Genomic DNA, 26,661 nt, shown 5'->3' on the forward strand with positions numbered 1-26,661 from the left:
TTATTTCTTAGAATGCGAGATGATGTTAGCGTTCAGGCATCGATCGAACCGAGGGAGTCTCGATGGACGCCGTCTACACCCATGGTCACCACGCGTCGGTGCTGCGCTCGCACCGGTGGCGCACCGCCGCCAACTCGGCCGCCTACCTGCTGCCGCACCTCCGGCCGGAGATGAGCCTGCTCGACGTGGGCAGCGGGCCGGGCACCATCACCGCCGACCTGGCCCGCCGGGTGGCGCGGGTCACGGCGTCCGAGGTGACCGAGCAGGCGCTGGCACTCGCCCGCACCGAGATCGAGGCCGGCGGCCTGGACAACGTCGACTTCGCCGTCGCGGACGTGCACCACCTGGACTTCCCCGACGCCTCCTTCGACGTCGTGCACGCCCACCAGGTGCTGCAGCACGTCGGCGATCCCGTACAGGCGCTGCGGGAGATGCGGCGGGTGACGAAGCCGGGCGGGCTCGTGGCGGCGCGCGACAGCGACTACACCGCCTTCACCTGGTATCCGGCGCTGCCGGCGCTGGCGGAATGGATGACGCTCTACCAGAAGCTGGCGCGCGCCAACGGCGGCGAGCCGGACGCCGGGCGGCGGCTGTTGTCGTGGGCCCGCGCGGCCGGGTTCGAGGAGGTCACCGCCACCTCGTCCACCTGGTGCTTCGCCAGCCCCGACGACAGGGCCTGGTGGGGCGGCATGTGGGCGGAGCGCATCCTCGGTTCCGCCCTGGCGGAGCAGGCCCTGGCCACCGGCGCCGCCACCGAGGACGACCTGCGGCGCATCTCACGGGGATGGCTGGAGTGGGCCGAGACGGACGACGGCTGGCTGTCGATCCTGCACGGCGAGATCCTCTGCCGCACCTGACCGCCAGACCCCGCCGGTCAGAGCCTCAGTGCCGGTGCGCCGAGCCCAGCCGGAGCCCTCGCGTGAGTGTCGAGCCTCGCCGGTCAGAGTCCCAGGGTGCCGGTGCGCTGCCACTGCGGGTCGCGGTAGAGGACCACGTTCGCGGTGGCGTCGAGCAGCTCGTCCGGCGCCGACAGCATCGCGATCTCGCCGTTGGCCTGCAGCTCCAGCAGCAGGTCGCGCACCCGGGGCCCGACCGGCAGCCGCCCGCCGGGCAGGCCGAGCCCGTCCCTGACCGTGTCGGCGACCTCCGACAGGTGGAACGGCCCGTCGAAGTCCGCCACCACGCCGCGTACCAGGGTCATCGTGATCACCTGCTCGGCCTCGGCGTGCGCGAGCTGCCAGATCAGCTGCTCGCGGCGGCGGCCGGTGCCGGCGCAGGCCGAGCACTCGCGCGCCACCCCGGGGGCCACCTCCTCCTCGACGGTGCCGAGGCAGGCCGAGCACAACTGCTGCTCGGCCGCGTGCAGCTCGGCGGCCATGCGGTGCACCAGCCGCGTGCCGCAGGAACAGCCGTAGCCGTCGCCGAGGATGGTGCTGGTCTGCCGGGTGATCGTGTGCTTCGTCATCGCGCCGACTCTACCGGCGCGCGACTCTACCGGCGCGCGTCGGCCAGGCCGTGCAGGCGGCGCAGCGCCTTACGGGCGGCGGCCGAGACATGGCTGTCCGGATGGTGCTCGATGAACACCCGCAGCACCAGCTCCGTGCCGGGATGGTCACCCAGCGCGAGCAGCGCGACGGTGCGTGCCTGCTCGTCGGCGTCCTTGCCGGCGGCCAGCGACTCGATGATCTCGCTGGTGTCGCTGCCGAACTCCAGCAGCGCCGCCGCCATGTCCACCAGCACCCAGGCGAGGTCCGTCGGCGCCGGGTCGTGGCCCTCGCGCTCCAGCCGGGCGGAGATCACCGCGCCCACCCTGGGCTCGTCCAGCAGCCCGTCGAGCGCCTTGCGGCCGTCCTCGCCCAACCGGGTGGCCAGCAGCTCCACCCCGACCGCCCGGCCCAGCGGGCTCGCCTTGCCGAGCGCGGCCGCGATCTCGGCCGCCGCCTGCGTGGGCTCCCGGCCCTCCAGCCAGCCCGCCAGCTCCTCGTCACGCTCGCCCTGCGGGTAGGAGCGCAGACCGTGCAGCAGCGCGGCGGCATCCTGGCCCGCCAGGGAGCCCATGACGGGCACCTCCTGCCCCGCCGCCTCCGCGAGCACCTGCCTGCCGATCCACAGGCCGAGCGGCGTCAGCTCGTACGGCCCCTTGACCCGCACCAGGCCGAGGCTGGCGAGCACGTCGGGGGAGTCGCCCTCGGCGGGGTCGCTGCCGAGGAACAGCCGGACCACCTCCAGCAGCAGCGCCTCCTCGGGGGCGAGCAGCGCACGACAGACCTCCGACCAGGTCCGCAGGGTCAGCTCGGCCGGTCCGTCGCGCAGCGCGGCGGCCATCTCGGCGTTCGCCCGGGGATCGCCAGCCTCTTCCCGGCGCATGATCTCGGCCGCGAGCGGGGTGACGCGGACGGCATCGGCCAGCTCGTCGTCCGGCGGAAGCCGGAGCGGCGGCTGGAGGGGAAGCATGTCGTTGTAGGTGCCCACGCTCTTATCCTGTCGGAACTCCCGTCACATTGGGTTAAAGTCAGCGCAGCACCAGAAAGTAGCCCGAAAAGTCGATGGAAAGGAGGCGCTGAGATGTCCCGTGGTCCATGGACGCGTCCCGCGTTCTTCTGGAGGAATCGTGCTTTTCCGCTCCACGGTCGAGGCTGACCTCGACCGCCTGCTCCACTGCACCGTCGACGAACCCATCAGCTGGGCCGGCCCTGACCGGTTGCGCTCCTTCCTGGCCGACGGCCACTACCGCCACGAGCGCGTCTGGATCGCCGAGCAGGACGGTGAGATCCTCGCCCGCGCCGTCTGGTGGGGCTTCCCCGGCGACCGGCCGCTCGCCCTCGACTGCCTGTACGTGCACCCCTCGGTCGAAGACCGGGTGGCGCTGGCCGCCGAGCTGCTGCGGCACGCCCACGACGCCTTCGGCGACGCCCCCGCCTACCACGTGTTCGTGCCGGCCGGCTGGCGCGACCTCCCCACGGTCGTCGCCGCCGTCGGCTGGCGGTGGGAGGCGGGCCGCCGCGCCGGGCTGACCGACGAGCTCGAACGCCTGCGGTACGCCTGGACGCCGGACGTCCCGGTGCCCGAGCCGTCGGGCAGGCTGACGTTCAGGGCGGAGCCCGACGACGAGGCGTTCGTCGAGGTGTTCCGCCGGGTCGCCGAAGGCAGCCTCGACCACCACACCCGCCAGGCCCTGGTCACCAAGGACGCCGAGGCGCAGGCCCGTGAGGACCTCGCCGACTACCTGAGCATGCCGGGCGACAGGTCCTGGTGGCGGCTGGCCCACACCCCGGACGGCGACCTGGCGGGCTTCGCCATGCCGTCGGCCAACAACGCCGGGCCCGTCGTCGGCTACCTGGGCGTGCTGCCCGAACAGCGCGGCCACGGCTACGTCGACGACCTGCTCGGCGAGATCACCCGCTGCCACGCCGAGCTGGGCGCGCAGCGGATCGCCGCCGACACCGACGCCACCAACCTCCCGATGGCCAGGGCGTTCGAACGCGCCGGCTACCGGGTGTTCGCGGTGCGGCTGGTGCTGTCGGCCGATCCCGCCTGAATCCCGGCGCCCGCCAGGCGCGTCCGTACGACCAGCTCGTGCACGGCCTGGTGGGCGCCGCCCGCCTCGGGAAGCGACGAGGCGTCCCGCGCCGCCTCCAGCTCCGCCGTCAGCCGCGCCACGTCCCCGGCCGCCTGGGGGATCGGCGGCGCGGCGCCGTGCTCGGCCTCCCGCTTGGCGGCCACCAGCTCCGGCAGATACCCGGGACCGTACGCGTACAGCCTGGTCAGGTCGGCTTCGAGCGCGCCGGTCCGCATCAGGTGGATGCCGGTGGCCAGCACCCGGAAGGTGTAGAGCAGCGGCTTGAGCTCACCGGTCCGCTCGTACAGGCGCCACTGGGTGCGCGCGAACCCCAGATAGTGGTGGGCGTGGTGCCGGGTCAGGCATCGGGGGGCCAGCGCCGCCAACTCCTCGTGCGCCGGCGACGACGTCACGACCAGCGGCGACAGCAGCTGCTCCAGGACATAGCCGTTACGGTTCAGCAGCAGCCGGCAGAACTTGGCCAGGTCGTGCGTGACCAGGTCCACCTCCACCCCGTCACGGGTCCAGGTCCGGTCGAGCGTCTGCGGGCCGACGGTCAGTCCGACGACCTGCTCGACCGGCAGCACGTGCACGCCGCGCAGGTCCACGTCGGAGTCCGCGGACGGGAAGCCGTACAGGTGGGCGCCGCTCACCGTCGCGAAGGCGAGCGGATGTGGCTGCTCGCCGGGGATCTCCGGCAGCCAGTCGGGCAGTCTCACAGATGCTCCCTGCGCACGTCGATGAGAAACTCCTCCACCGCGCCGCGGTCCGGCTGCTCGGGCAGTACGGATCGCGCGCCGGCCAGCTCCGCGGTCAGCTCGGCCCGCCAGGCGGTCACCCGCTCCCACGGCACCTCACCCCGCCGGACGGCCAGCAGGCGGTCGCGGTACGGGCCCACCTGGAGCAGCAGGTCGCCGTGGCGGACGAGGTGCAGGCCGCTGAGCAGCAGCCTGATCAGGTGCATGGCCTGCTTCCACTTCGGCGCGGCCGGGTCCAGCCGGCGGAACTGCGCGTCGGCGTACCCGGTGAACGTCCGGTGGGCGCGCCGCGACAGGAACGCGCCCCGCAGGTCCCGCAGCCGCTGCCCTTCCGGGGTGCACACGTCCACGATCGGCGACCACAGACACTCCAGCACCGTCGGGTTCGCCTCCAGGGCCAGCCGGCAGAACCGCTCGACCTCCCACGAGAACTGCTCGGGCAGCGGCCCGTCCCGGTGTGTGACCGGTTTGTCCAGGCGCCAGAAGTCCTCGGTCGGCGCCACGAACACGCCCCGCCGGTCGGTGTCGGAGTCCGCCGTGTCGAGCCCGTAGGCGCGCGAGCCCGCCACCACCGAGAGGATCAGATCGTCCTCCATGATCGTTCACCTCCCTGGTCATGATCTCCCGCGCCAAACCCTAACGGACCCTGCCTGATCGCCCGTACTAGCCGAGAACGCTCCAAAAACGGCGGGAACGGCGTCATGATGGGACCCTCACGTACCCCCAGGAGACGCCTATGACGGACATCCTGCGCTATGCCGACGCGCTCGCCATTCTCGGCTGCGAGCAGAGCAGGCTGGTCGAGCTCACCGACTTCGCCGCGACCGTGGCACGGACCGGCTGGGCCAGGGCCGGCGTCGCGCGGCCCGCGACGGGCCTGCTCGACCTGCGCAGCGACATCGTCGGCTACACCGAGGACGTGGTACGGCGCAGCGGCCGGCGGGGGAGGGGCGGCAACCGGTTCACCCGCACCCGGCGGCTGGCCGCGACGCACGCCGTGCTCGTCGTGTCGGCGTACTTCGAGGCGCTCGGTGAGGCCAGGCTGCCCGTCGAACTGGACCGGCTCGACCACGTCCGTCATCCCGGCAGCGAACCGGCGGAGAAGTTCGCGGCCCTGGTGGAGAGCCTGCTGCTGGCGCCGCTGCCGATGCCGGAGCCGCACCGGCCCTACGCCGAGACCAGGCAGGCCGTACGGCAGGTCTATGAGCGGATGTCGCAGGCCCTGACCACCTACGCCCGAGGGCTCCCGGTATGGGGAGAACTGTCGGCCGGGGACCGCACCCGCCTGCCCATCCTGCTGGACGACGGACCGGCCACCCAGGCGTTACGGATCTACGACGAGGACTACCGGCTGCTCAGCGTGGACAGCCCCGAATTCGGCATGTGGAGCCTGGTCACCGAGCCGCAGCCGCTGGGCACCGGCCTGTCCAGAGTGGCGCGGCTGCTGGCCGAGCTGGCCCCGCCCCGCGTCGGCGACCGGCCGATGATCCACCTGGTACGGCTGGCCGCCACCGCCCTGGACCTGCCGGTCATGGCCGGTGGCACGGCGCCCGAGGACGTCACGCTGCCGCTGCTCGGCGAGGGCTACATCAGCCCTCGCTGCCGGGTCGCGGAGATGACGCGCGAGGCCACGCCCGCCGCCAAGAGCTGGTGGGAGGGCCGGCGCGAACTCCCCGACGCCGAGGCGTTCCTGGTCGGGCACCTCACCTCCCTGTCCGCCACCCAGGCGCCGCTCGTCCTGCTCGGCGAGCCCGGCTCGGGCAAGACCAAGCTGACCGAGGTGCTCGCCGCGCGACTGGCCGGCTCGGAGTTCCTGCCGATCAGGGTCGAGCTCGGCGACGTGGCGGCCGACTCCGCCGTCCCGTCCCAGATCGACCAGGGCCTGCGCAACGTGCTCGGCGAGGAGGCGCGCCTGGAGGACCTGGTGGGCACGGGGGACGGGGCGCTGCCCGTGATCATGCTCGACGGGTTCGACGAGCTGATCCAGGCCGCGCACGCCAGCAGGTACGACTACCTGGAGCAGATCCAGGAGTTCCAGCTCGGGCAGTACCGCGCGGGACGGCCCGTCGCCGTGATCGTCACCGGCCGCACCGTCGTGGCCGACCAGGTCAGGTTCCCCGAAGGCGTGCTCGCCCTGCAACTGCGGCCGTTCGAGGAGGACCAGGTGCGGCGCTGGCTGGACATCTGGGACCAGACCAACCGCGCCGTCCTGGCCAGGCACGACCGCACCCCGCTGACCGCCGAGGTGGCGCTCGCCCAGGGCGAGCTCGCCACCCAGCCGCTGCTCCTGCTCCTGATGGCGCTCTACGACGCCACCGGCAACACGGTACGGCGCGACGGGCCGCCCATCGGCCGCGCCCAGCTCTACGAGTCGCTCATCAGGGACTTCGCCCAGCGCGAGGTGGCCAAGGACGCCGCCGCCGCGGACCTGTCGCCCGCCCGCCTGCGCGCGCTGGTGGACCGGGAGCTGGTGCAGCTCGGGGTGGTGGCGCTGTCGATGTTCGCGCGCGGCCGGGCGGTCGCCACCGAGGCGGCGCTCGACCGGGACCTGGCCGCGCTGTGCGGGCAGGCGCACGGCGACGCCGACGGCTGGGCGCGGCGAGCCACCCGGCGCTTCTTCTTCGTGCACAGAACCGAGACCGGACCGCCTGCCGACCGGGTGCGCTGCTACGAGTTCCTGCACGTCACCTTCGCCGAGTTCCTCGTCGGCTGGCTGGCCGTGCACGCGGTGCGCGAACTCGTCAGAAGGCACGACCTGATCGAGAGTGAGCTGGCCGCCGCCCCCGCCCAGGACCTCGACGACGACCTTCTCCACGCGGTGATCTCGTTCTCCTGCCTGGCCGAGCGGGGGCCGACGGTCGGCTTCGCCGTCGAACTCATGGCCGCCCTGCCCGCCGAGCTGCGCGCCCGGGCCGGCGAGCTGCTCGGCACGCTGCTGCGCGAGTCGCTGCACGAGCGGCGGCGGCGCTCCTTCACCGGCTTCGAGCCGGTCCGCCACCCGGTGACGCGCCGGCTGGCCGCCTACTCGGCGAACCTCACCCTGCTCCGCGTCGCCGCCGCCACCGAGCCGGTACGCGTCTCGGAGCTGCTGCGCGACCCCGACCCCCTGGCCCGCTGGACCTCCTTCGCGCACCTGTGGCGCAGCCAGCTCGGCGACGACGGCTGGGCCGGCCTGCTCGCCGCCCTGCCCGCGCACCGGGTGTCAACGGGCGGCGAACGGGACATCCTGCTGGGCGGAGCCGGGCAAGCTCCCGAGCCGACCGGCCTGAGCTGGTGGTTCGACCATCGGCCGCGCCGCCAGGCCACGCTGCTGCGCCACCGCACCAGGGCGCTGGCCGAACGCCCCTACCTGCTCAACGTCGACACCGACCTGCTCGCCGACCTGCTGGCGGACGAGGCGGATCTCCCTCTCGTCCTGCGCCCGTCCGGCGAGGTGGCCAGCGGCGCCCGCCTCGTCCACGAGCTCCTCACCCGCGAGCCCGGCGCCGCCGGCGAGCGCGTCGCCCTCTACCTGGACACGATCGCCGCCGTCACCGCGCCCGGCGCCCCCGCCAACGGCCGGCTGCTGGGCCTCATCGCGCACGCGGTCACCCTGGACGGCACCGCACTGCCCTTCGCCGACCGCGGCCGCATCCTCAGCGACCTCCTGCACGGCGGCACCGGCCACGCGCTGCTCCGCCCTCTCGTGGAGTCGATGATCGCCGAACGCTTCGAAAGCTGGGAAAGCCTGGTCAAGGCAGGCATCCCTGAGGATGTCCTACGCAAGATCCACAGCCCCTAGAGAGACGGGCAGTTCGACCGTGATGGTCAGCCCGCCCTCCTCCCGCGGCCTGGCGATCACCGTGCCGCCGTGCGCTTCGGCGATCACCCGAACGATCGACAGGCCGAGACCGCTGCCCCGGTCGGAGCGGAGCCGGTCGCCGTGCAGCCGCCGGAACGGCTCGAAAATCGTCTCGATCTCGTACGACGGAACCTGCAGCCCGGTGTTGGCCACGACCAGCTCCACCTGCTCACCGCGTTGCCGGGTCGTCACCCACAACTCGCCCTTGGGGTGGTTGTGCCGGATCGCGTTCTCCACCAGATTCTGTACCAGCCGCTCCACCAGCACCGCCTCCCCGGCGGTCGGCGCGGCGTCCAGCAGTCGGTGGATCACCACCTCGTGCTCCGCCGCCTCCTCGGCCGCCTGGTCCAGCACGTGCTCGGCCACGTCGGTCAGGTCGAACGGGCGGCGGTCCAGCACCGTCTGCTCGCCCTCGGTCAGCGCGAGCAGCCCGTCGATGAGCCGCTCGTGCCGTGCGTTGACCAGCAGCAGCGACTCACCGAGCCGTTTGACGTCGTCGGTCGCGTCCGGCCGCCGCACCGCCACGTCCACCAGCGTCCGGTTGATCGTCAGCGGTGTGCGCAGTTCGTGCGAGGCGTTGGCGACGAAGCGCCGCTGCCCGTCGAAGGAGCGGGCGAGGCGGCCGAGCATGGTGTCGAAGATGCCGGTCAGCTCCCGCACCTCGTCCTTCGGGCCCTCGTAGCCGATCCGCTCGGTCAGGTCGTGGCTCTGCGCGACCCGCCGCGCGGTCTCGGTGACGGTCGCGACCGGCCGCAGCACCCAGCCGGCGGCCCGCCAGCCCAGGCCGAACCCCCCGCCCGCGGCGGCCAGCACCAGGAGCGCACCAACAGTGCGCACGTTGGCCAGCGTGTCACGCTTGTAGACGGCCTGAACCTGCATCACCCGGTCTCGGGCGACCTCATAGAGGTCGTCATACCGGTTGAAGCTCCGTTGGTTGTCCACGACGATGTAGTTCGGGGTGATCAGGCCCGTGCGGTACGCGAGGCTCTGCTGTACCACGAGGTAGACGCCCGTCAGGGCCAGGCCGCCGAGCACCAGGACCACCCCGGCGCAGGCCACGGCGAAACGCAGGCGGATGCTCATGGGATGCGGTATCCCGCGCCCGGCAGGGTCTCGATGACCTGCGGCGGGCCGAGCTTCTTGCGCAGCTTGGTCATCGTGGTCCGCACCGTGTTGGTGAACGGGTCGATGTGCTCGTCCCATACCTTCTCCAACAGCTCCTCGGCCGAGACGACCGCCCCCTGCGCACGCAGCAGCTCCGCCAGCACCCCGAACTCCTTACGCGCGAGCGGCACGTACCGCCCGTCCCGGAAGACCTGCCGGTGCGCCCAGTCGAGCCGCACGCCGGCCCGCTCCAGCATGGGCGGGTCCGCCCGCCTGGCCCTGCGCCCGAGCGCGTGCACCCGGGCCACCAGCTCCTCGAACGCGAACGGCTTCGGCAGGTAGTCGTCGGCCCCGAGCGACAGCCCCGCCACCCGCGCCCGCACGTCACCGGCGGCGGTCAGCATGAGCACCCGGACCAGCCAGCCCCGGTCCACCACCGTCCGGCACACCTCGTCGCCGTGCAGCAGCGGCAGGTCCCGGTCGAGAACCAGCACGTCGTAGTCGTGCACGCCGAGCCGTTCGAGCGCCGCCTCCCCGTCGTAGGCGACGTCGACGGCGAGCGCCTCATGCCGCAGGCCCTCCGCGATCGAGTCGGCGAGCATCCGCTCGTCCTCGGCGATCAAAACACGCACGATGCCCCCAAAGATCAATAAATGACGATCAGTGTGACGGTAGGGGAATAACGCGGGCATAACCAGATTCGGTGACACGGGCGTTAGCGCCCGGCCGCTGGACTGCCCTGCCTCCGGCCGGGATCCCCCCGGCCCGTTCCGAGGCGGATCCATGGCGTCCATTCTCATCCTCAGAGGGCCGGCCGGGCACCGCCTGTTCGGCGCCGCGCTCGCGCTCGCCGCCGCGCTGCGCGTGCTGGTCATGCTGGGGTACGACACCGCGCAGCTGTACTGGTACGACTCCTTCACCTACCTGGACACGGCCGTGCACATGCGGCCGGGAGGGGCCTTCCACCCCGCTGGGTACGCCTGGTTCCTGTGGCTGATGCGCCCCTTCCACAGCGTGTACCTGATCGCGGGCGTACAGCATGTGATCGGGCTCGGCGTCGCGGTCATGATGTACGCGTTGCTGCGCCGCAGAGGGCTGCCCGGCTGGGGTGCGGCGCTCGCGACGCTGCCCGTGTTGTTCGACCCGTCGTTCATCCGGCTGGAGCACTCGATCCTGTCGGACCTGCAGGTGATCGCCCTGCTCGTGGCGGCACTGCTGGTGCTGATGTGGCGCGAGGAGGTGACGGCGCGCGCCGCCGTGGCGGCGGGCCTGCTGATCGCCCTGGCCGGGATGACCCGCACGGCCGCCGTGCCACTGCTCGGCCTGGCCGCGCTCTACCTGCTGCTGAGACGGACGCCGTGGCGGCGGACCACCGCCCTGCTGCTGGCCGGCGCGCTGCCACTGCTCGCCTACGCGGGCTGGTACGCCCAGCACCACGGCCGGTTCGCGCTCAGCGGCTCCGACGGCGTCGCGCTCTGGGCACGCACCATGACCTTCGCCGACTGCCGGATCATCCAGCCGCCGCCCGAAGAGGCGAAACTCTGCCCGAACGGCACGACGGTGGACGCCGCATCCGAGTACGTCTGGGCGCCCGGCGCCTCGCTCAACCAGTTGCCCGGCGACCGCTTCCTGCACAACGACCTGGCCAGGTCCTTCGCGCTGAAGGCCATCGCCGCCCAGCCGCTCGACTACCTGCGCGAGGTGGTCGCGGACACCTCGCTCGCCTTCACCTGGGAGCCGGTGCGGCACCCCCGGCGGGTGACGCCCACCACGAGCTTCCCGTACGGCTCCTGGGAACTGCCGGAGGAGCACGCCCTGATACACAAGGTGCGCACGGAGTACGACCCTGCCATCCGCGGCATGAGCTCCGTCGAGCCGTACGGGTCCATCCTGGCCGCCTACCCCTACCCATGGTTCCTGCACGGGACGCTGTTCGGGGTGTTGCTGCTCGTCGGGGCGGCCGGCTCGGTCGGCCGCCGCCGCCCCGCGCTGCTGCCATGGGGGTTCGCCATGTTCCTGCTCGTCGCGCCGGTGGCCGCGATCGACTTCGACCACCGGTACGTGCTGCCCGCCATCCCGATGGCCTGCCTCGCCGCCGCACTCGCCGTACCCGCCCTACCGCGACGGCGGTATCACGCGACGGCGCGGGAGCGCACTACTGTGCGGGTGTGAGGCGGCCGGTGCACTGGTGCCGGCCGCGATGGAGGTGATCGGCGGGCGGAACTGGTGGTTTCCTGACCTGTCCTTCGCGAGCCTGCCACTTAGGCGAAATGTCTCGTAGTATCCCGTCATCACGAGCGTTGGGGGCGCCAGGGTGCCAGGACAGAGCGTGGGTGTGGTGGTCGAGCCGGGAGTCTCGCCGGAGATCGCCGGGTTACTGCGTGCCAACGCCCCGCTGCTGTCCAGGATCAGATCCGGCTGGGTGCCCCCTGCCGGGGCGCCGGTCGAGCGGCCGCGCAGGAGCCCGTCGAGCGTCATCCTGCTCGCCATCACCCCGGTGATCATCGCGTTGATGGCCGTGCTGCTGGAGACCGCCATGGCGCCGGTCGGCTTCGTCCTGCTGGGGACGTTCGTCTTCGTCGTGCTCATCAAGATCGCCAGTATCAACGAGGTGCCGGTGAACCACCGCCCGCACGAGCGGGACGTCTACGAGCACGCCCGGCGTCACGACGGCCGCTACTTCCTGCCCGAGGACTTCGACGAGCAGGCCGGGCAGGTGCTCCGCAGGGCGCAGCGGGCCATCGGCACCGTGCTGCGCTCCCATGTCAACGCCGAGGGCCTGCTCGACGACGCGCGCAACGCGGTGATGCTGCCGGAGCAGGAGTGGGAGATCGCCCGGCTGCTGGCCAAGCTCTCGATGCTGCGCGCCGAGCACCGCGACCTCATCGACCGGGGGATCGCGCCGGAGGTCGCGGCCGTGGTCCGGCCGCTGCAGAACGCCCTCGACGTCAGCGAGGCCGCCGTGGTCGCGCGGGTCGAGGCACTGGAACGCTACGCCGGCCACGTGGCCGAGGCCGAGCGCGCCTACCACGCCCGCGGCCAGATCGAGGCGCTGCGCGCCCGGCTGCCCCACTACGAGGAGCTCCTGGCCGAGTCGGGCGCCGACGCGCTGGCCGTACCCGAGATCGAACGGCTCGCCCAGGACGCCGACAACGTCGAACGTACGCTGCGGCGCAGTGTGAGCTCCGCGCACGAGGCGTTCCGCTACCTGGAGGGCTGACGTTCGGACAGATCGCCACATAGGATCAGTAAGGTGCCCGGTCGCCCTGCGAAGGTGGTAGTAGAGCCGACGGTGCCTGGCGAGGCCGCCGAGCTGTTCCGTGACAACCGCAAGGTGCTGGTACGCATCCGGGACGGCTGGATCCCCACCCACCGCCCCCGTTCGCCCGCGTACGGCCTGGTCACCAACATGCTGATCAGCGCGGTGGCACTGGTGGCCATCGGGTGGGGGCTCGACTTCTTCCTGGCCGGCCTCTACACGCCGTTCGTCGTCATCATGACCCTCGCCGCGCTGCTGGTCATCGGCATGGTGGCCAGGCCCCGGCCGGACGCCGAAGCCGAGCGACGGCACGTGGTCGAGCACCACGTCTACGAGAGCGCCCGCCGCTACGACGGCAGGTTCGTGCTGCACGAGGACCTCGACGACAGCGCCCGCGCGCTCCTGTCCCGCGCCCAGACGGCCATCGACGCCATCATGGGCTCCCATGTCCACGCCGAAGGGCTGCTCGACGGCGTGCGCAACGCGGTGATGCTGCCCGCGCAGGAGTGGGAGATCGCCCGGCTGCTGGCCAAGCTGTCGCGGCTGCGGGCCGAGCACGACGAGGTGGTCGCCGAGGGCATCACCCCGGAGGTCGCGGCCGTCACCGAACCGCTGGCCCAGGTGCTCGACGGCAGCGAGCGGGCGGTGCTCACGCGCGTCGAGGCGCTGGAGCGCTACGCCGGCCACGTGGCCGAGGCCGAGCGCGCCTACCGCGCCAGGCGCCAGATCGACCGGCTCAGCGCCAACCTGCCCCGCTATGAGGAACTGCTGGCCGAATCCGGCGCCGACGACTCGGCCATGCCCGAGCTGAGCCGGCTGACCGAGGACGCCGACCGTCTTGAGGAGGCCCTGCGCGACAGCGTCAGCTCCGCCCAGGAGGCATTTCGCCATTTACGCGGGGGAGACGTTTGATGACCCCCGAACACCGATTTCCCCTAGGATCCGAGTTTGTGGTGGATGTGGTAGTAGATCCGGGGGTGCCCGCGGACGACGCGCGACTGATCAGACAGAGCAAACACGTCCTGATCAAAATGCGCCGCGGCTGGGTGCCCGTGCCACCGCCCAAGGCGGGCGTGGGCCGCTCCACGACCATCACCGTGATGACCGTGGCCGCCCTCCTGGTCACCCTCGCCGTGATGACCCGTGGCCTCGGCATGCTGCTGCTCGCCCTCGTCGCCGCGCCCGTCCTCGTCCTCACCCTGGTCCACACCGACCTCGGCGAGGAGGAGCAGGCCACCGCCGAGCGCGAGATCTACGAGCAGCTCCGCTGGTACGAGGGCCGCTACGTGCTCGCCGACGACCTCGACGAGTCCTCCCGCCGGCTGCTGGCCCGGGCGCACCGGGCCGTCACCGCCGTGACCGAGTCGACGGTCAACGCCGAAGGCCTGCTCGACGACGTACGCAACGCGGTGATGCTGCCCGCGCAGGAGTGGGAGATCGCCCGGCTGCTGGCCAAGCTGTCCGCGCTGCGCGCCAAGCACAGGAAGACCGTGACCGACGGCATCAGCCCCGAGGTGGCCGCGGTCGCCGAGCCGCTCGCCAGGGCGCTCGACAGCAGCGAGGACGCCGTGGTGGCCCGGGTCGAGGCGCTGGAGCGCTACGCCGCCAACGTGGCCGAGGCCGAGCGCGCCTACCGGGCCCACCAGCAGATCGAGGAGCTGCGCGGCCGGATCCACCAGTATGAGGAGCTGGTCGCCGAGTCCGGCGCCGACGGCTTCGCGGTGCCGGAGATCGAACGGCTCTCCCGCGACGCCGACCAGCTCGACCAGGCCCTGCGGCGGAGCCTCCACTCCGCCCACGAAGCCTTCCGCCACCTCGATCCCTGACCGGCCCCGCCGGTCAGGCGCCGGGCGGGTCGTAGGTCCACTCGGTCAGGCGCCGGCCGCGTCGTAGGTCCACTCGGTCAGGCGCCGGGCGGGTCGTACTGTCCACTCATCAGGCGCCGGTCCGCGTTGTACCTTCCACCGCCTGCACCAGCAGGTCGCAGAGCGCGTCGGCTGCGTCCAGGCGGCCCAGCTTCTGCGCCGCCTCGCCCATCGAGGCCAGCCGGCCGGGGTCGGCGAGCAGCGGCATCAGCTCCGCCAGCAGCAACTCGGCGGTGGGGCGCGGCTCCAGCAGGGCGCGCGCGGCGCCCGCCGACACCAGGTAGGCGGCGTTCTTGCGTTGCTCGTCACCGCCCGTCGGGATCAGCGGGATCAGCACCGACGGCTTGCCGATCGCGGTCAGCTCCGACACCGTGCCGGCGCCGCTGCGGGCGATCACCACGTCGGCGGCCGCGTACAGGTCGGGCAGTTCGCCACCCACGTAGGGGACCGGATGGTAGCGGTCGGCCAGCTCCGCGGGCAGCTCGACGGAGCGCATCTGCTCGATCCACGCGGGCCCGCACTGGTGCACGATCTGGGCGTGCGGCAGCAGCCGGGGCAGGATCTCCTGGATCAGCGTGTTGATCTGCTTGCTGCCCTGCGCGCCGCCCGTCACGTAGATCAGCGGCACCTCGAACGTCAGCCCGAACAGGTCGTAGGCCGCCGCCCGGTTGCCCTGGAGCAGCTCCGGCCTGATCGGGTTGCCCGTCACCACGGCCTTGTCCCTGGTCGAGGCAGGCAGGTAGTCCAGGGACGACTCGTGCGACAGCGCGATCCGGGTCGCCAGCCTGGACAGGATGCGGTTGGCCAGCCCCACCACCGTCGTCTGCTCGTGCATGACCAGCGGGCGCCGGATCAGCTTGGCCGCGACGCCGATCGGCACCGCCACGTAGCCGCCCGTGGACAGCACCACGTCGGGCAGGTAGCGGGCGGCGTGCCCGACCGCCTGGAACACCCCCACCGGGATCCGGAACACGTCGGCGATGTTGGTGCCGAGCTCGCGCAGATTGGGGCGGCGGCGCAGCTTGCCCGTGGTGATCGCCTTGAACGGGATGCCGTGCTCGGCGGTGATCTTGGCTTCCAGGCCGCCGGACGTGCCCACCCAGAGCACGTCGTGCGGCACCTGACGGCGCTGCATCGCCGACAGAGTCGTCAGAGCCGGATAGGTGTGACCACCGGTGCCGCCGCCGGTGATCAGCAGTCGCAGGGTTCGTGACATGCGCTCAGACTATGGCCGCACAGCGGAAACCCGTGTGCCCGGTGGCGGAGTCGGGAGTATTGGCAGTGCGCGCGGCCACCCGGTAGCGGTTGCAGTAGGAGTCGTGGCACAGGTAGGAGCCGCCGCGCATCACCTTGGCGTCGCCGTCGGCGGGCCCGGACGGGTCCTCGGCGAACGGCTCCCACGCCGTGCCCCACCAGTCGGCGGTCCATTCCCACACGTTGCCCGCCACGTTGTAGAGGCCGTGGCCGTTGGGCTGGAACGACTTGACCGGCATCGTGCCCTTGCTGGGCGCGCCCGGGAAGCGGCCCTGCCAGATGTTGCACCGCGGGCGGCCCTTCGGTGCCAGCTCGTCCCCCCACGGGTAGCGGGCCCGCTCCAGGCCGCCGCGCGCGGCCATCTCCCACTCGGCCTCCGTCGGCAGCCGCTTGCCCGCCCAGGCCGCGTACGTGGCCGCGTCGTGCCACGACACGTGCACGACCGGGTGGTTCTGCCGGTCGCGCACCGAGGAGCCGGGCCCTTCCGGCGACCGCCACGTCGCCCCTTCGACCCCCGCCCACCAGGGCGCCTGCGGCACGCTCGCGTCCATGACGCCGTGCCCGGCGAACTGCCGGAAGACGAACGACCAGCCGATCCGCTCGGCCTCCGTGACGTACCCGGTGTCCTTCACGAAGGTGGCGAACCGCGCGTTCGTCACGCAGGTCGGATCGATCAGGAACGGCCTCAGCCGCACCTGCCGCACCGGGCCCTCGCCGTCCTCCGGCCTGCCGTCCGGGTCGTCCCCGCCCATCCAGAAGGTCCCGCCGGGGATGCGCGCCATCCCGCGCGGTGGCTCGCGCCGCCCCGCCTCCACCACCACGGCCCGCCCGGCCTCCGGCCGGTGGGATCCGGCGGCCGCGTCCCTGCTCGGACCGCAGCACGCTGCCATCAGCACTCCTCACCTGTCACCGGAAAGCGTAGTGGGCGTTCGCGCCCTGATCATCCGGTGGAGTCGGTTTCCCCGGGTGGCGCGCTGAGCTGTAGCGTCGAGCCATGCGACTCGGCGTGCTGGACATCGGCTCGAACACCGTCCACCTACTCGTCGTCGATGCCCACCCCGGCGCCCGGCCCATCCCCGCCTACTCGCACAAGGAGGAGCTGCGGCTGAGCGAGCACCTCGACGAGGGCGACACCCTGTCGGCCGAGGGCGTCGAGCGGCTCGGCGCGTTCGTCGAGGAGGCGGTGCGCATCGCCGAGGACAAGGGCGTGGAGGATCTGCTGGCCTTCGCCACCTCCGCCGTGCGAGAGGCCGCGAACGGCGAGCAGGTGCTCGCCGACATCGACGACCGCTGCGGGGTGCGCATCGACGTGCTGTCCGGGCGCGACGAGGCGAGGCTGACGTTCCTGGCGGTACGGCGCTGGTTCGGCTGGTCGTCCGGCCGGCTGCTCGTCTTCGACATCGGCGGCGGCTCGCTGGAGATCGCCTCCGGGGTCGACGAGGAGCCCGACGCGGCCGTGTCCCTGCCGCTCGGCGCGGGGCGGCTGACCCGCGACCGGCTCACCGAGGACCCGCCCACCGCCGAGGAGGCGCGGAGCCTGCGCAAGCACGTCCGCGGCGAGATCGCCCGCACGGTCAGGGACGTCGTCAGACACGGCCGGCCCGACCGGGCCGTGGCCACCTCCAAGACGTTCAAGCAACTCGCCAGGATCGCCGGGGCGGCGCCCTCGGGCGACGGTCTCTACGTCTCGCGCTCGCTGACGAGGCAGGACAGCGCCCGCTGGGCGGCGGAGCTCACCACCATGAGCGCCGCCGAGCGCGCGGGCCTGCCGGGCGTGTCCGAAGGGCGGGCGGCGCAACTCGCCGCGGGTGCGGTCGTGGCCGACGCCGTCATGGACCTGTACGAGGTGGACCGGCTGGAGGTGTGCCCGTGGGCGCTGCGTGAAGGGGTGATACTGCGCCGGCTGGACATGCTGCCGAGCAGCCTCGATCCGCACAACACCGCCACCAGGTAAGGGCGAAATATCCTCATATAACGCCCAGTTAGCGGTGGAGAAACAGCATAAGAGAGGTCCATCGGGGGCACTTTTCGCGGATGTGGACACTGCTCGGCGCGTTCGCCTCTTTGGTGATCGCCCTCATCCTGTCGTTCCTGGCCGTGGTCCTCATCTCGGTGGTCGTGATCATCTGGCTCGCCGTCATGGCGGGCCTGACGGCTAGGTCGTCATGAAGTGCGGCCCCGCCGCCCCCGGGGCGAAGCGGAGCCTCTTCTCCAGGCACACCACCGCGCCGTTCTCCCGCCTGTTGGTGAAGCGGACGTCATCGGCGAGCGCACGCATGATCTGCAGCCCGCGGCCGTGCTCCGAGCCGGGCGAGGGCTCACGCACGGCGGCGGCGTCGAAGCCGCCGCCCGTGTCGATCACCTTGATCACGCAGAGGTCGTCGTAGACGGTGACACTGACCGTGTAATCGTCACTGGGCTGGGCGTGCCTGACCACGTTGGAGCACGCCTCGCTGAGCATGAGCTCGATGTCGTCGCGGATCTGCTCGTCCACGCCCAGCGATCGCAGTGTGCCGTCCAGCATCTGCCTGATCAGCGGCACACTCGCCGCGTCCCTGGGCAGCCGGAGCGCGATCATCGTCTCCACCGCGTTTCCTTCCCACTCGCCGTGCGACCCTCCTGCCCAAGATCTGGCCTGGCAATCGTCACCGGCGCCACCCGCGCCACAGCCCTCTACGGCCTCCTACGGCTCCCTACGGCTCCAGGAGACCGAGCGCCACCTCGATCGAGGCCTCCGCGAGGTCCTGCTCGGCGAGCGGCCCGTCGCCCGCCACCCACTTCCCGGCGTGCAGGGTGTACAGGGCCATGAAGCGGCTGACCCGGGTGGTCGTGGACATGCCGGGCTCGCTCATCTCGCCGACCAGCTCCACCAGCACCTCGCGCATCCGGAAGATCCTCGGATGATGGCGCAGCGCCGTCTGGTTGCGCTCCAGGAACCGGGCGATCCCCACGTAGCGCGGCTCGCGCAGCTTGGCCGCGTAGCGCAGGAGCAGCTCGCGCCGCATCGGCGCGGTCCTGGGCTGCGACCTGACCCAGCTCAGCAGGCCGTCCATCTCGGCCGCCCACAGCTCGGCCAGGCTGGCCACGATCTCGTCCTTGGTCTTGAAGTGGTAGTAGACCGCGGCCTTCGTCACGCCGAGCTCCTCGGCGATCTCCCGCAGCGACGTCGCTTCGTACCCCTGCTCGGTGAAGAGCTCGAGGGCGACCTCCTGGATCCGGGACCGGGTGTCTTCCCGCACTACGCACCTGTCTCGACGGCCGGAGATGAGATCCCCCAGCTTAGTCACCTGCCGGGCGGCAGGTAAGCAAGATCAGGCCGGCGGGATGCCGAACAGCCGGTCCAGCGCCGTCATCCGCATCAGGCTGCGCACATAGGGGGTCAGCGCCACCACGCGCAGCACCGCGCCGGTCTTGGCCACGGCCTGCTGCAGGCGGACCAGCGAGGCCAGCCCCGAGGAGTCGATGAAGGCCAGGCCGGACAGATCGACGTCCACCCGGTCGTAGCCGTCCACGGGGAGGGACGTGAGCTCCGCCGCCGTGTCGAAGTCGAGGTCACCGCTGAGCGCGATCTGGATCGTCCCCGGAGCGGGCGAGGCGATCTCAATGCGTAGCGGTGTCTTGTCGAGCACGTCCCACAGCCTATCCATGGAAGGAAAATGAGAGGCAGGCGGTAGGCGTTTTGTGGAGAATCACCCGCATGCACATCATCAGGCGGCCGCGGGCCGAGGATGCCGCCGCGATTCACGAGCTCAGTGCGGCATGCGACGTGGCGGCGCTCGGCGTGTCCGACACCACGCTCGGCGACATCGAGGAGGTGCTGGCCGAGCCGAAGCTCGATCTCGACCAGGACGCCTGGCTGGCGCACGACGCCGACGGCCGCCTCCTCGCCTGGGCGTGGGCGGTCGGGCTGGGCGACAGCGACCTGGTGGAGATCGAGGTCAGCGTCCGGCCGGGCGTCGACGGCCTGGCCGAGCGGCTATGGCCCGTCGTCCTGGAGCGGGCCCGCGAGCTCGCCCGCGAGCGCGGCCACGACACCGCCACGGTCGACGTGGTCGCCTACCGCGCCGACGAGACCAAGCGCGCGCTGGCCAGGAAGTACGGCTTCGAGCCCAGCACCAGCTTCTCCCGCATGCGCATCGACTTCGACGGGCCCGTCGAGCCGCCCGCCGAGCCGCCGGGTCTCACCCTGCACACCGGACTGAGCGACGAGGTCCGCCGCGAGGCGCACCGGGTGCAGCAGGAAGGCTTCGCCGACCACTACGGCTTCGTCCCCAGCGACTATGACCTGTGGTTCGAGCGCAGGCAGCAGCAGAGCGCCAACGACTGGAGCCAGCTCATCCTGGCCAGGATCGACGGCCGCCCGGCGGCGATGGTGCACGGCAACGACCAGTTCGTCATCGACCAGCAGTGCGGCTACGTCGCCACGCTGGCGGTGCTGCCCGATTTCCGGGGACGCGGGCTCGGCAAGCTCCTGCTGCGCCGCGCCTTCGCCGCGGACGCCGCCCGCGGCCGCAAGGGCACGATCCTGCACGTGGACTCCAACAACGTCACCCCCGCGCTCGGCCTGTACGAGTCGGCGGGCATGCGGCCGGTCCTGACCATCGACGTCTGGCGCCGCAAGATCTGAACGCGCGGGCGTGTGACGACACGCGATCTGGACGCGACGGCGCAAGATCCGGACGCTATGACGTGCGACGGCGCAAGATGCGGACGCTACGGCGCGCGCTGGCGCACGATCTAGACGCGGTGCGCGGCCAGGTGGTCCAGCACCGACTGGTTGGCCTCCCAGCCGTCGGGGAACTTCACCGGCGCGCCGAGCTGCACCGGCTCCGCCGAGGGGTGGGCGTCCAGCAGTTCGGCGATGCCCGCCCTGGCCACCACCACGCAGGCGTGCCGGTGCCGCGAGGTCAGCACGCACAGGCGCCCCGACTCCAGGTGGAACGCGGTGGCGTCGCGGCGTCCCGACAGCGGATGCAGCACGATGGTGACGTCGTACTCGCGGCCCTGCAGCCGGTTGGCGGTGTCGACCGTGATCTCCCGCGGCAGCCCCGCGCTCCTGATCGCCGCCACCTGGTCGCGGTGGGCGGCGCCGACCGCGATCCGGTCGGCCGTCACGGGCCGCTCGCCCTGCTCCGAGGTCGCCACGGCGCCCCGCTGCAGCAGCCGCTCGGCCAGCAGCGCCACCGCCTCCACGGCCTCGCCGTCGGTACGCACGGTGTGCCGGTTGGGCAGCTCCAGCAGCGCCCACCCGGACCTGGCCGCCTCCTCCAGCGCCCGGTCGTGCACCGTGCCCATGCCGCCGGTGGCCAGCTCCAGGTGCCGATCCTGCGGCCCGGTGCCCGAGGTGAAGCCGGTGAACGGGTAGAACGCCCCCGACACCACCGGCGCGGCCGAGGCGGGCAGCCGCCACGACACCGGCAGCCGGTGCACCGGCAGGTCCGGGTTGTGCCGCAGCAGCACCGAGACCGCGCTCTGCAGCGGGTCCCACGACAGCCCCGACCACCGGTCGCCGTCCACGATGGAGAACGGGTCCAGCTGGCCCGGGTCGCCGACGAACAGCGCCCGCTCGAACAGCCCGGCGATGCGCAGCAGCTTGTCCGAGCGCATCTGGTAGGCCTCGTCCACGATCGCCCACGGCCAGACCCGGCCGGAGATCCACGCCCACTTGTCCGCGGTGGCGATGACGATGTCGGGATCGCCCAGGTCCTGGACGCGGGTGCCGACGGTGACGCCGGGCAGCTCCAGCATCCGGGCCGGCGGCACGTAGCCGCCCGCCGACAGCCGGCCCACGGTCAGCCTCGGGTGCTTGTCGCTGATGCGCGCCACCAGGTCGTCGACCTGCTCGTTGGTCTGGGCCACGATCATCAGCGGCTCGCCGGTCTCGGCGATGTGCGCCGCCGCCCGTACGACCAGGGTGGACTTGCCGGCGCCCGGCGGCGAGTCGACCACCACGCCGCGGTGGCGCGGCAGGTCGGCGAGCACGGCCTGGATGACCTGCTCCGGGGTGGGGCCGGCCGGCTGCACGGTCACGACCACTCCTCTTGAGCGTCCTCGTCGGTGGGCACGTACGTCTGGGGCGGGCCGCCGTGCGTCCACGGGGTCGCCTCCGGGTCCGGCAGAGCCGGTGAGCCCTGGAAGTCGTCGGTGAGCGAGGTGTAGCAGACCCGCTCGCCCACCTCCGGCACCGAGCCGGGGGCGGGCGTCTTGGCCCGGCCCATCCCCTTGGTGATCTTGATGGTGACCAGGCCGTCGCGCGCCGACACCAGCTGCGCGCCCTGGCCGCGCCGCTCCGGCGTGCCCAGGGCGGTCCCCGGCGCGAGCCGTACCGGATCGTCGGTCTTGATCACGACCAGCGGGCGGAGCTTGCGCGAACGGCCCTCGCCCTCGGTGTTGTCCGGATCGTTCTCCACCACCTCGCCCGCGAACGCCTCGCCCGTCAGGCGGTACTCGGCCATGATCAGCGGGTCGTCGTAGGCGCGCTGCACGTCGTAGGCGGCCTGGGCGCGCTCCATCCGGGCCAGCCGGGCGGCCGCCGCGATCGCGCCGTCACGCCTGGCCTGCGGCGGCCCGCCCTCGGTGACCTGGGCGGCCATGCCGCTGAAGGAGGCGCGGTCCTGCTCCCACCGCTGCGCCACGCCGGCGCCCTCCCGCAGGCCGCGCAGCAGGTCGAGCGCCCGCCACATGAGCCGCCAGGTGGGTTCGAGCTGGGTGCGCAGCGCCTCGGTGACGCGTTCGGCCGACTCGCTCTCGATCGCCGGCGCGAGCACCTCGGCGTCGAAACCCGGGTCGGTCGCCGGCCCCGCGGGCGGCCAGATCAGCGGGTCCTCGGCGTCGTCGTTCGGCCCCTCGGTGATCCAGGAGACCAGCGCGGCCAGGTTGGCGTCCTCCAGCGCGCTCTGCCCGCTCGCCCAGTGCCGGCCGAGCTCGTCGGTCGCGCACAGCGTCAGCGCCGAGCCCGGGTAGGCGGCGCGCTCGGCGAAGTACGTCAGCCACCGCCCCAGCAGCGGCACCCCCATCGGCACCGGGTAGGGCCCGTCGAGGCTCCGGAAGCGGGTCGAGCGCCCCAGCAGCCGGGTGAACGCCACCCCCGCCCGGTTCGGCACCACGAGCTGCGGCGCGTCCACCGCCCGCTCGTAGGGGTCGGCGTTCTTGCGCTCCACCGTCTCGGTGCTCGCCAGAAAGGTCTCGATGTACGGCACCAGCACCCCGGCCAGTTCGGCGGCCCAGGCGAACCGCAGGTCCCGGTTGCGCGGCTGGGGCACGACCAGCAGCCGGGGCTCGTCGCGGTCGGTGCCGAGCATGGCGGCCAGCGGCGCGGCGGCCTCGCCCGACAGCTTGAGCGGGATGAACACCATGGGCCGGGCCGACACATGACAGTGCCGGACGGTCGCGATCGGCTGCGCGATGCCCTCGTCGAGGGCCCGCAGCCGGGCCAGCGAGGTGAGCAGACTCATGCCGGAAACCTCCGGCGTGCGGCGCGGTGGGGCGGGGTCACGTGAGGCACTCCCGGCGCAGGCGTTCGGCGTTGCGCAGGAGCCGGGCGATCTCCTCCTGGCCGGCGGCGGCGTCGCGGGTGCCGTCGGCCAGGCCGAGCACCTCGCCGACGGAGGCCACCCCGCCCAGCTCGTCACGGACGTGCCGGCCGAGCAGGTCGGAGGCGCCCTCCTGCCTGGCCTCGTCCCGGCAGAAGAAGCACAGGTCGCAGGTGGACAGGCAGTCGGGCGCGTAGCGGGCCGCCGCCCCGCGCACCGCGTCGGCCAGCTCGGCGACCGGCCTGGTGGGCAGCCCGTCCTCACCCGGCAGCAGGTCGAACGTCAGGTCGTCCGGCAGCCCGTCCAGCAGCCGGTCCAGGGTCGTCATCCGGGTGAGCTGGCGGCGCAGCACCGCGAGCTCCCGGCGCACGTCCACCAGCGTCGCCACCGGCCGGTTGGCGAAGTTCTCCGGGCAGACCAGCACCACCTCGTGCGACACCCGGAGCGGGTCGTGCCCCAGCTCCGCCAGCAGTCCGCGCAGTGCCAGCACGTACACGGCCGCCTGCCGCGCGGCCGCCGCCACCGCGGCCGGGTCCGCCTGCCCGTCGATCACCGCGAACGACTTGATCTCCACGATGTGGAACCGCCCGCCGAGCTGGAAGGCGACCACGTCGGGCTCCAGGTAGGCGGTGTGCCCGGCGATGTCCAGGGTGAACAGGGGATGGTCGTAGACGGTGCCCGCGTCCTCCTGCCGGACGGCGCGGTCGATCAGCGTCCTGGTGTGGGTGTGCCGCAGGTGCGCGCCGACGTTCTCGACGTCGTGGTAGGCCACCTCCGCGATCGGCAGGCCGAGCAGGTCACGCAGCATCCGCAGCAGCTCGGCGCAGCCGTCGGCCTTGACCAGCGCCTCGAACGCGTTGCCGCGCGTGATCGCGAACGGCGACTGCCCGAACGGCGCGGGGAACCCCAGGTGCCGCGCGGCGGCGTCCTTGTCGATCCCGGCCCCGTCCATCAGCGCCCTGCGGGAGCAGCCGGGGTTGGCGGCGAGCGCCGCGATCGCCCGGGCGTCGTGCGGCTTCTGCGGCGTCGTGCCGCGCAGCGCGTCAAGCCGGTTCATCGGCCGCCTCTCATCGTGGATCTTTCCTTGGCGACGGTGCTCAGCGTAGCGGCGCCGAACAGCGCGGCCACGTCATCCAGCTGGGATGTCGCGCGTTTCGCCAGCTCGGCCCGGTCCCGCGTGTCGCGGCGGGTGTGCACGCGCAGCTCCCGGCGGGCCGCCTCGACCACCCGGCCGGGATCCGGCGGGCCGAACGCGTCGTCGCCCGCGCCGGGGATGTTGCGGGCCATCCTGGCCAGCAGCCGGTCGCCGTCCGGTAAGGAGCCCGTCAGCCCGCCGAGGTGCCGCGCCACCCGTAAGGCGCAGGTGAGGAAGTCGACGCGAGGGCTGAGCGGGCCCACGACCCTGCGATCGGCGGGCCACGTACTGACCGTGAGCAGGCCGCGGGCGGGGGAGAGGCGGTCGGTGAGCGCCGCGCACAGGTAGTACGGCCTGCCGTACGGCGAGGACCGGAAGGAGCGCTCCTCGTCGCGGCGCAGGCTGGTGAGCTGGGGGCTGCGGATGGAGCCGGCGAAGAACGCCTGGCTCACGGCGACGATGAGCCGGGCCTGCGCGGGGGCGTCGAGCAGGGCCAGCGCCTGGTGCACCTGCTCGCGCACGGTCACCAGCCGCGGCCCGTCACCACGCCTGGCCGCCGCGCCGTCAGCGCGGGCCGGTCGCGGCGCGCCCGGCCCGCTCTCCGGTACGTTCTCAGCCGCCGGGCTGTGCCCCGCCGCCGGACCGTCGCCGCTGACCAGAGCGTCCCAGGCGCGCTCGGCGGTGCGCAGCTCCGCGCGCAGGATCCTGGCCGTGGCGGCGTCCCTGGCGCGCATGGCCTTCCGCACACCGGCCCGTAGCTCGTCGATCCGCCTCTCGAGATCGTCCAGCCGGTCACTCATGGCGCGAGCGTACCAATAGTTCCAGTAATTACCAGTAATATCGCTCCATCGCGTCGCCTGTGCTTCCGGGTGCCGGCCCACGGGCCGGCCCCGGAAGCGTCAGGCGTGGCGTCAGGACGGCGTGGTGGCGTTCGGCCGGTGCTCGGCCGGGTCGAGACCGAGGTGCTCGGTCGGCGTCTTGTACGTCTCCCGCGCGGTCGCCACCGCGATGGCGCTGATCGCGCAGAGGACGCCGGTGAAGATGGCGACTCCGCCCCAGCCCTGGAGGCCGAGCCAGCCGGACGGGGAGACGATCCCGGCGGCCGAGGCGACCGCGAAGCCCGCGATGGCGAACCCGATCTGCGTGCCGATCGCCATGCCCGACAGCCGGACCTTGGTGGTGAACATCTCGCCGTACAGTGCGGGCCAGATCCCGTTGGACGCGCTGTAGACGACGCCGAGCGTGAGGATGCCGACGAGGAAGATCAGCGGGTAGCTCTTGGAGTTGATCGCCGCCAGGTAAGCGAAGATCATCAAGGGGCTGCCGACGGCGCCGATGAGGAAGACGGGCTTGCGGCCGATGCGGTCGGAGAGGATGGCCCACAGCGGGATGGCGAGCAGGGCGGTGGCGTTGGCGGCGGTGCTGATCCAGAGCATGGTGGCCCGGTCCAGGCCGACGGCGTCGCTGGTGGCGTAGCTGAGCGCCCAGACGGTGAAGATGGTGCTGACGGTGGCGATCAGCGCCGCGCACACCACCCGCAGCACGCTCGCCCAGTGGTCGCGGAACAGCAGCGACAGCGGCATCCTGGGCACCGTTCCTTCGGCGACCTCGCGCTCGAAGGCCGGTGTCTCCTCCAGCCTCCGGCGGATGATCCACCCGGCCACGGCGACGGCGAGGCTCAGCCAGAACGGGATCCGCCACCCCCACGTCAGCAGGTCTTCCTCCGGCAGCGCGGCCACCGGGATGAACACGATGGTCGCCAGGATCTGCCCGAACTGCGTGCCGTTGAGCGTGAAGCTCGTGTAGTAGCCACGGCGATGGGCGGGGGCGTGCTCCAGGCTCATGGAGTTGGCGCTGGCCTGCTCGCCGGCCGCCGACAGGCCCTGGAGCACCCGCAGGACGACCAGCAGCACCGGGGCGAGGCCGCCGATCTGGTCGCGGGTGGGCAGACAGCCGATGAGGAAGGTCGACACCCCCATCAGGACGAGCGTGAACACCATGATCTTCTTGCGGCCGAATCTGTCGCCCACGTGCCCGAGGAAGAAGGCGCCGACCGGCCGGGCCGCGTACGCGACGCCGAAGCTGGCCAGCGACTGGAGCGTCGCCGTGGCGGGGTCGGATTCGTCGAAGAAGACCCGGGAGAAGATCAGGGCCGCGGCGCTGCCGTAAATGAAGAAGTCGTAGTACTCCAGCGCGCTGCCGATCCAGGCCGCAGTGGCCGCTTTGCGGGGGGTGCCTTGCGGGATGCTGGGGGGTTGATCGGTCACGTGGGCTCCTTGCGGCTCTGAGTGTGGTTCTGGATGGCTTTCGTGCGGCTTGGTGGATCCCCCGCCACGCACCGCTGATCGCGTACG

General features: G+C 72.3%; 26 protein-coding genes. 10 read left to right on the forward strand and 16 right to left on the reverse strand.

Translation table 11 applies throughout. The features are described from left to right. Positions 1 to 62 precede the first annotated feature (62 nt). Entirely contained in the window at positions 63 to 857 is a 795-nt protein-coding gene (locus OHA68_RS34115; protein WP_327103917.1) for a class I SAM-dependent methyltransferase, read from the forward strand. A gap of 83 nt (positions 858 to 940) precedes the next feature. Here OHA68_RS34115 and OHA68_RS34120 read toward each other — a convergent pair whose 3' ends face one another. Both OHA68_RS34120 and OHA68_RS34125 read right to left on the reverse strand, forming a co-directional pair. Further along, complete coding sequence (locus tag OHA68_RS34120; protein WP_327103918.1) at positions 941 to 1,465, reverse strand: hypothetical protein; 525 nt, start codon at positions 1,463 to 1,465, stop codon at positions 941 to 943. A 26-nt stretch (positions 1,466 to 1,491) separates the two neighbouring features. Further along, the gene (locus OHA68_RS34125) at positions 1,492 to 2,472 is read right to left on the reverse strand and encodes a hypothetical protein (protein ID WP_327103919.1); all 981 of its coding nucleotides are present in this window, start codon (positions 2,470 to 2,472) and stop codon (positions 1,492 to 1,494) included. A gap of 139 nt (positions 2,473 to 2,611) precedes the next feature. Here OHA68_RS34125 and OHA68_RS34130 point away from each other — a divergent pair, with 139 nt between their 5' ends. Beyond that, positions 2,612 to 3,538, forward strand: a complete 927-nt coding sequence (locus OHA68_RS34130) for a GNAT family N-acetyltransferase (protein WP_327103920.1) — start codon at positions 2,612 to 2,614, stop codon at positions 3,536 to 3,538. On the opposite strand, the gene OHA68_RS34135 is transcribed toward OHA68_RS34130, so the two are convergent. Next, a complete protein-coding gene (locus OHA68_RS34135) occupies positions 3,490 to 4,278 on the reverse strand; it encodes a nucleotidyltransferase domain-containing protein (protein ID WP_327103921.1) in 789 nt (262 codons plus the stop codon). The two genes, OHA68_RS34130 and OHA68_RS34135, sit on opposite strands and share 49 nt — an antisense overlap. Next, positions 4,275 to 4,913 carry a nucleotidyltransferase domain-containing protein gene (locus tag OHA68_RS34140; RefSeq protein WP_327103922.1) on the reverse strand — a complete coding sequence of 213 codons (639 nt, stop codon included), beginning with the start codon at positions 4,911 to 4,913 and terminating at the stop codon, positions 4,275 to 4,277. The genes OHA68_RS34135 and OHA68_RS34140 overlap by 4 nt, the downstream gene beginning before the upstream one ends. Before the next feature lie 140 nt (positions 4,914 to 5,053). Here OHA68_RS34140 and OHA68_RS34145 point away from each other — a divergent pair, with 140 nt between their 5' ends. After that, entirely contained in the window at positions 5,054 to 8,098 is a 3,045-nt protein-coding gene (locus OHA68_RS34145; protein ID WP_327103923.1) for an NACHT domain-containing protein, read from the forward strand. Here the strand turns inward: OHA68_RS34145 and OHA68_RS34150 are convergent. Both OHA68_RS34150 and OHA68_RS34155 read right to left on the reverse strand, forming a co-directional pair. After that, positions 8,075 to 9,241 carry a sensor histidine kinase gene (locus OHA68_RS34150; protein ID WP_327103924.1) on the reverse strand — a complete coding sequence of 389 codons (1,167 nt, stop codon included), beginning with the start codon at positions 9,239 to 9,241 and terminating at the stop codon, positions 8,075 to 8,077. The two genes, OHA68_RS34145 and OHA68_RS34150, sit on opposite strands and share 24 nt — an antisense overlap. Then, positions 9,238 to 9,894 (reverse strand): response regulator transcription factor, encoded by a 657-nt coding sequence (locus tag OHA68_RS34155; RefSeq protein ID WP_189139178.1) that lies wholly within the window; start codon positions 9,892 to 9,894, stop codon positions 9,238 to 9,240. Before OHA68_RS34155 ends, OHA68_RS34150 begins: the two co-directional genes overlap by 4 nt. Before the next feature lie 151 nt (positions 9,895 to 10,045). Here OHA68_RS34155 and OHA68_RS34160 point away from each other — a divergent pair, with 151 nt between their 5' ends. The 4 genes from OHA68_RS34160 (at position 10,046) to OHA68_RS34175 (ending at position 14,347) form a co-directional block, all read left to right on the forward strand. Continuing rightward, positions 10,046 to 11,434 (forward strand): hypothetical protein, encoded by a 1,389-nt coding sequence (locus OHA68_RS34160; protein ID WP_327103925.1) that lies wholly within the window; start codon positions 10,046 to 10,048, stop codon positions 11,432 to 11,434. 157 nt (positions 11,435 to 11,591) lie between these two features. Next, positions 11,592 to 12,482, forward strand: coding sequence for a hypothetical protein (locus OHA68_RS34165; protein ID WP_327103926.1), 891 nt, complete (start codon positions 11,592 to 11,594; stop codon positions 12,480 to 12,482). Between the two features lie 33 nt (positions 12,483 to 12,515). After that, the gene (locus tag OHA68_RS34170) at positions 12,516 to 13,433 is read left to right on the forward strand and encodes a hypothetical protein (RefSeq protein WP_327103927.1); all 918 of its coding nucleotides are present in this window, start codon (positions 12,516 to 12,518) and stop codon (positions 13,431 to 13,433) included. A gap of 41 nt (positions 13,434 to 13,474) precedes the next feature. Then, complete coding sequence (locus OHA68_RS34175) at positions 13,475 to 14,347, forward strand: hypothetical protein (RefSeq protein WP_327103928.1); 873 nt, start codon at positions 13,475 to 13,477, stop codon at positions 14,345 to 14,347. A 109-nt stretch (positions 14,348 to 14,456) separates the two neighbouring features. Here OHA68_RS34175 and OHA68_RS34180 read toward each other — a convergent pair whose 3' ends face one another. Together OHA68_RS34180 and OHA68_RS34185 are read right to left on the reverse strand one after the other, a co-directional pair. Continuing rightward, positions 14,457 to 15,602 (reverse strand): UDP-N-acetylglucosamine--N-acetylmuramyl-(pentapeptide) pyrophosphoryl-undecaprenol N-acetylglucosamine transferase, encoded by a 1,146-nt coding sequence (locus tag OHA68_RS34180; protein ID WP_327103929.1) that lies wholly within the window; start codon positions 15,600 to 15,602, stop codon positions 14,457 to 14,459. A 4-nt stretch (positions 15,603 to 15,606) separates the two neighbouring features. Next, positions 15,607 to 16,530 (reverse strand): formylglycine-generating enzyme family protein, encoded by a 924-nt coding sequence (locus OHA68_RS34185; RefSeq protein WP_327103930.1) that lies wholly within the window; start codon positions 16,528 to 16,530, stop codon positions 15,607 to 15,609. A gap of 104 nt (positions 16,531 to 16,634) precedes the next feature. Between OHA68_RS34185 and OHA68_RS34190 the strand changes: the two genes are divergently transcribed. Both OHA68_RS34190 and OHA68_RS34195 read left to right on the forward strand, forming a co-directional pair. After that, on the forward strand, positions 16,635 to 17,594 hold the full coding sequence (locus OHA68_RS34190; protein ID WP_189139175.1) for a Ppx/GppA phosphatase family protein: 960 nt from the start codon (positions 16,635 to 16,637) through the stop codon (positions 17,592 to 17,594). A gap of 80 nt (positions 17,595 to 17,674) precedes the next feature. Continuing rightward, positions 17,675 to 17,809, forward strand: coding sequence for a hypothetical protein (locus OHA68_RS34195; protein WP_263652091.1), 135 nt, complete (start codon positions 17,675 to 17,677; stop codon positions 17,807 to 17,809). Here the strand turns inward: OHA68_RS34195 and OHA68_RS34200 are convergent. From OHA68_RS34200 to OHA68_RS34210, 3 genes are all read right to left on the reverse strand, one after another. Continuing rightward, a complete protein-coding gene (locus OHA68_RS34200) occupies positions 17,796 to 18,218 on the reverse strand; it encodes an ATP-binding protein (RefSeq protein ID WP_327109590.1) in 423 nt (140 codons plus the stop codon). The genes OHA68_RS34195 and OHA68_RS34200 overlap by 14 nt on opposite strands. A gap of 115 nt (positions 18,219 to 18,333) precedes the next feature. Beyond that, positions 18,334 to 18,879 (reverse strand): TetR/AcrR family transcriptional regulator, encoded by a 546-nt coding sequence (locus OHA68_RS34205; RefSeq protein WP_327103931.1) that lies wholly within the window; start codon positions 18,877 to 18,879, stop codon positions 18,334 to 18,336. Between the two features lie 72 nt (positions 18,880 to 18,951). Further along, a complete protein-coding gene (locus OHA68_RS34210) occupies positions 18,952 to 19,287 on the reverse strand; it encodes an STAS domain-containing protein (RefSeq protein ID WP_189139172.1) in 336 nt (111 codons plus the stop codon). A gap of 50 nt (positions 19,288 to 19,337) precedes the next feature. On the opposite strand from OHA68_RS34210, the gene OHA68_RS34215 reads away from it, so the two are divergent. Further along, entirely contained in the window at positions 19,338 to 20,267 is a 930-nt protein-coding gene (locus OHA68_RS34215; RefSeq protein ID WP_327103932.1) for a GNAT family N-acetyltransferase, read from the forward strand. Positions 20,268 to 20,377: 110 nt separating this feature from the next. Here OHA68_RS34215 and OHA68_RS34220 read toward each other — a convergent pair whose 3' ends face one another. The 5 genes from OHA68_RS34220 to OHA68_RS34240 form a co-directional block, all read right to left on the reverse strand. Next, positions 20,378 to 21,670 (reverse strand): AAA family ATPase, encoded by a 1,293-nt coding sequence (locus tag OHA68_RS34220; protein ID WP_327103933.1) that lies wholly within the window; start codon positions 21,668 to 21,670, stop codon positions 20,378 to 20,380. Further along, positions 21,667 to 23,094, reverse strand: a complete 1,428-nt coding sequence (locus tag OHA68_RS34225) for a hypothetical protein (RefSeq protein WP_327103934.1) — start codon at positions 23,092 to 23,094, stop codon at positions 21,667 to 21,669. The genes OHA68_RS34220 and OHA68_RS34225 overlap by 4 nt, the downstream gene beginning before the upstream one ends. Before the next feature lie 37 nt (positions 23,095 to 23,131). Continuing rightward, the gene (locus OHA68_RS34230; RefSeq protein ID WP_189139168.1) at positions 23,132 to 24,229 is read right to left on the reverse strand and encodes a hypothetical protein; all 1,098 of its coding nucleotides are present in this window, start codon (positions 24,227 to 24,229) and stop codon (positions 23,132 to 23,134) included. Further along, positions 24,226 to 25,107 carry a hypothetical protein gene (locus OHA68_RS34235; protein ID WP_327103935.1) on the reverse strand — a complete coding sequence of 294 codons (882 nt, stop codon included), beginning with the start codon at positions 25,105 to 25,107 and terminating at the stop codon, positions 24,226 to 24,228. The genes OHA68_RS34230 and OHA68_RS34235 overlap by 4 nt, the downstream gene beginning before the upstream one ends. A gap of 111 nt (positions 25,108 to 25,218) precedes the next feature. After that, entirely contained in the window at positions 25,219 to 26,574 is a 1,356-nt protein-coding gene (locus tag OHA68_RS34240) for an MFS transporter (protein ID WP_327103936.1), read from the reverse strand. Positions 26,575 to 26,661: the final 87 nt, after the last annotated feature.

It is taken from the genome of Nonomuraea glycinis (genome assembly GCF_035920485.1).
Lineage (GTDB): Bacteria > Actinomycetota > Actinomycetes > Streptosporangiales > Streptosporangiaceae > Nonomuraea > Nonomuraea glycinis.

Excerpts from the sequence above, each read along its gene's own strand:
- OHA68_RS34115 (WP_327103917.1), top strand. The coding sequence starts at position 63 with ATGGACGCCGTCTACACCCATGGTCACCACGCGTCGGTGCTGCGCTCG.
- OHA68_RS34120 (WP_327103918.1), bottom strand. The coding sequence starts at position 1,465 with ATGACGAAGCACACGATCACCCGGCAGACCAGCACCATCCTCGGCGAC.
- OHA68_RS34140 (WP_327103922.1), bottom strand. The coding sequence starts at position 4,913 with ATGGAGGACGATCTGATCCTCTCGGTGGTGGCGGGCTCGCGCGCCTAC.
- OHA68_RS34145 (WP_327103923.1), top strand. The coding sequence starts at position 5,054 with ATGACGGACATCCTGCGCTATGCCGACGCGCTCGCCATTCTCGGCTGC.
- OHA68_RS34150 (WP_327103924.1), bottom strand. The coding sequence starts at position 9,241 with ATGAGCATCCGCCTGCGTTTCGCCGTGGCCTGCGCCGGGGTGGTCCTG.
- OHA68_RS34160 (WP_327103925.1), top strand. The coding sequence starts at position 10,046 with ATGGCGTCCATTCTCATCCTCAGAGGGCCGGCCGGGCACCGCCTGTTC.
- OHA68_RS34180 (WP_327103929.1), bottom strand. The coding sequence starts at position 15,602 with ATGTCACGAACCCTGCGACTGCTGATCACCGGCGGCGGCACCGGTGGT.
- OHA68_RS34185 (WP_327103930.1), bottom strand. The coding sequence starts at position 16,530 with ATGGCAGCGTGCTGCGGTCCGAGCAGGGACGCGGCCGCCGGATCCCAC.
- OHA68_RS34190 (WP_189139175.1), top strand. The coding sequence starts at position 16,635 with ATGCGACTCGGCGTGCTGGACATCGGCTCGAACACCGTCCACCTACTC.
- OHA68_RS34195 (WP_263652091.1), top strand. The coding sequence starts at position 17,675 with ATGTGGACACTGCTCGGCGCGTTCGCCTCTTTGGTGATCGCCCTCATC.
- OHA68_RS34200 (WP_327109590.1), bottom strand. The coding sequence starts at position 18,218 with ATGATCGCGCTCCGGCTGCCCAGGGACGCGGCGAGTGTGCCGCTGATC.
- OHA68_RS34210 (WP_189139172.1), bottom strand. The coding sequence starts at position 19,287 with ATGGATAGGCTGTGGGACGTGCTCGACAAGACACCGCTACGCATTGAG.
- OHA68_RS34215 (WP_327103932.1), top strand. The coding sequence starts at position 19,338 with ATGCACATCATCAGGCGGCCGCGGGCCGAGGATGCCGCCGCGATTCAC.
- OHA68_RS34225 (WP_327103934.1), bottom strand. The coding sequence starts at position 23,094 with ATGAGTCTGCTCACCTCGCTGGCCCGGCTGCGGGCCCTCGACGAGGGC.
- OHA68_RS34230 (WP_189139168.1), bottom strand. The coding sequence starts at position 24,229 with ATGAACCGGCTTGACGCGCTGCGCGGCACGACGCCGCAGAAGCCGCAC.
- OHA68_RS34235 (WP_327103935.1), bottom strand. The coding sequence starts at position 25,107 with ATGAGTGACCGGCTGGACGATCTCGAGAGGCGGATCGACGAGCTACGG.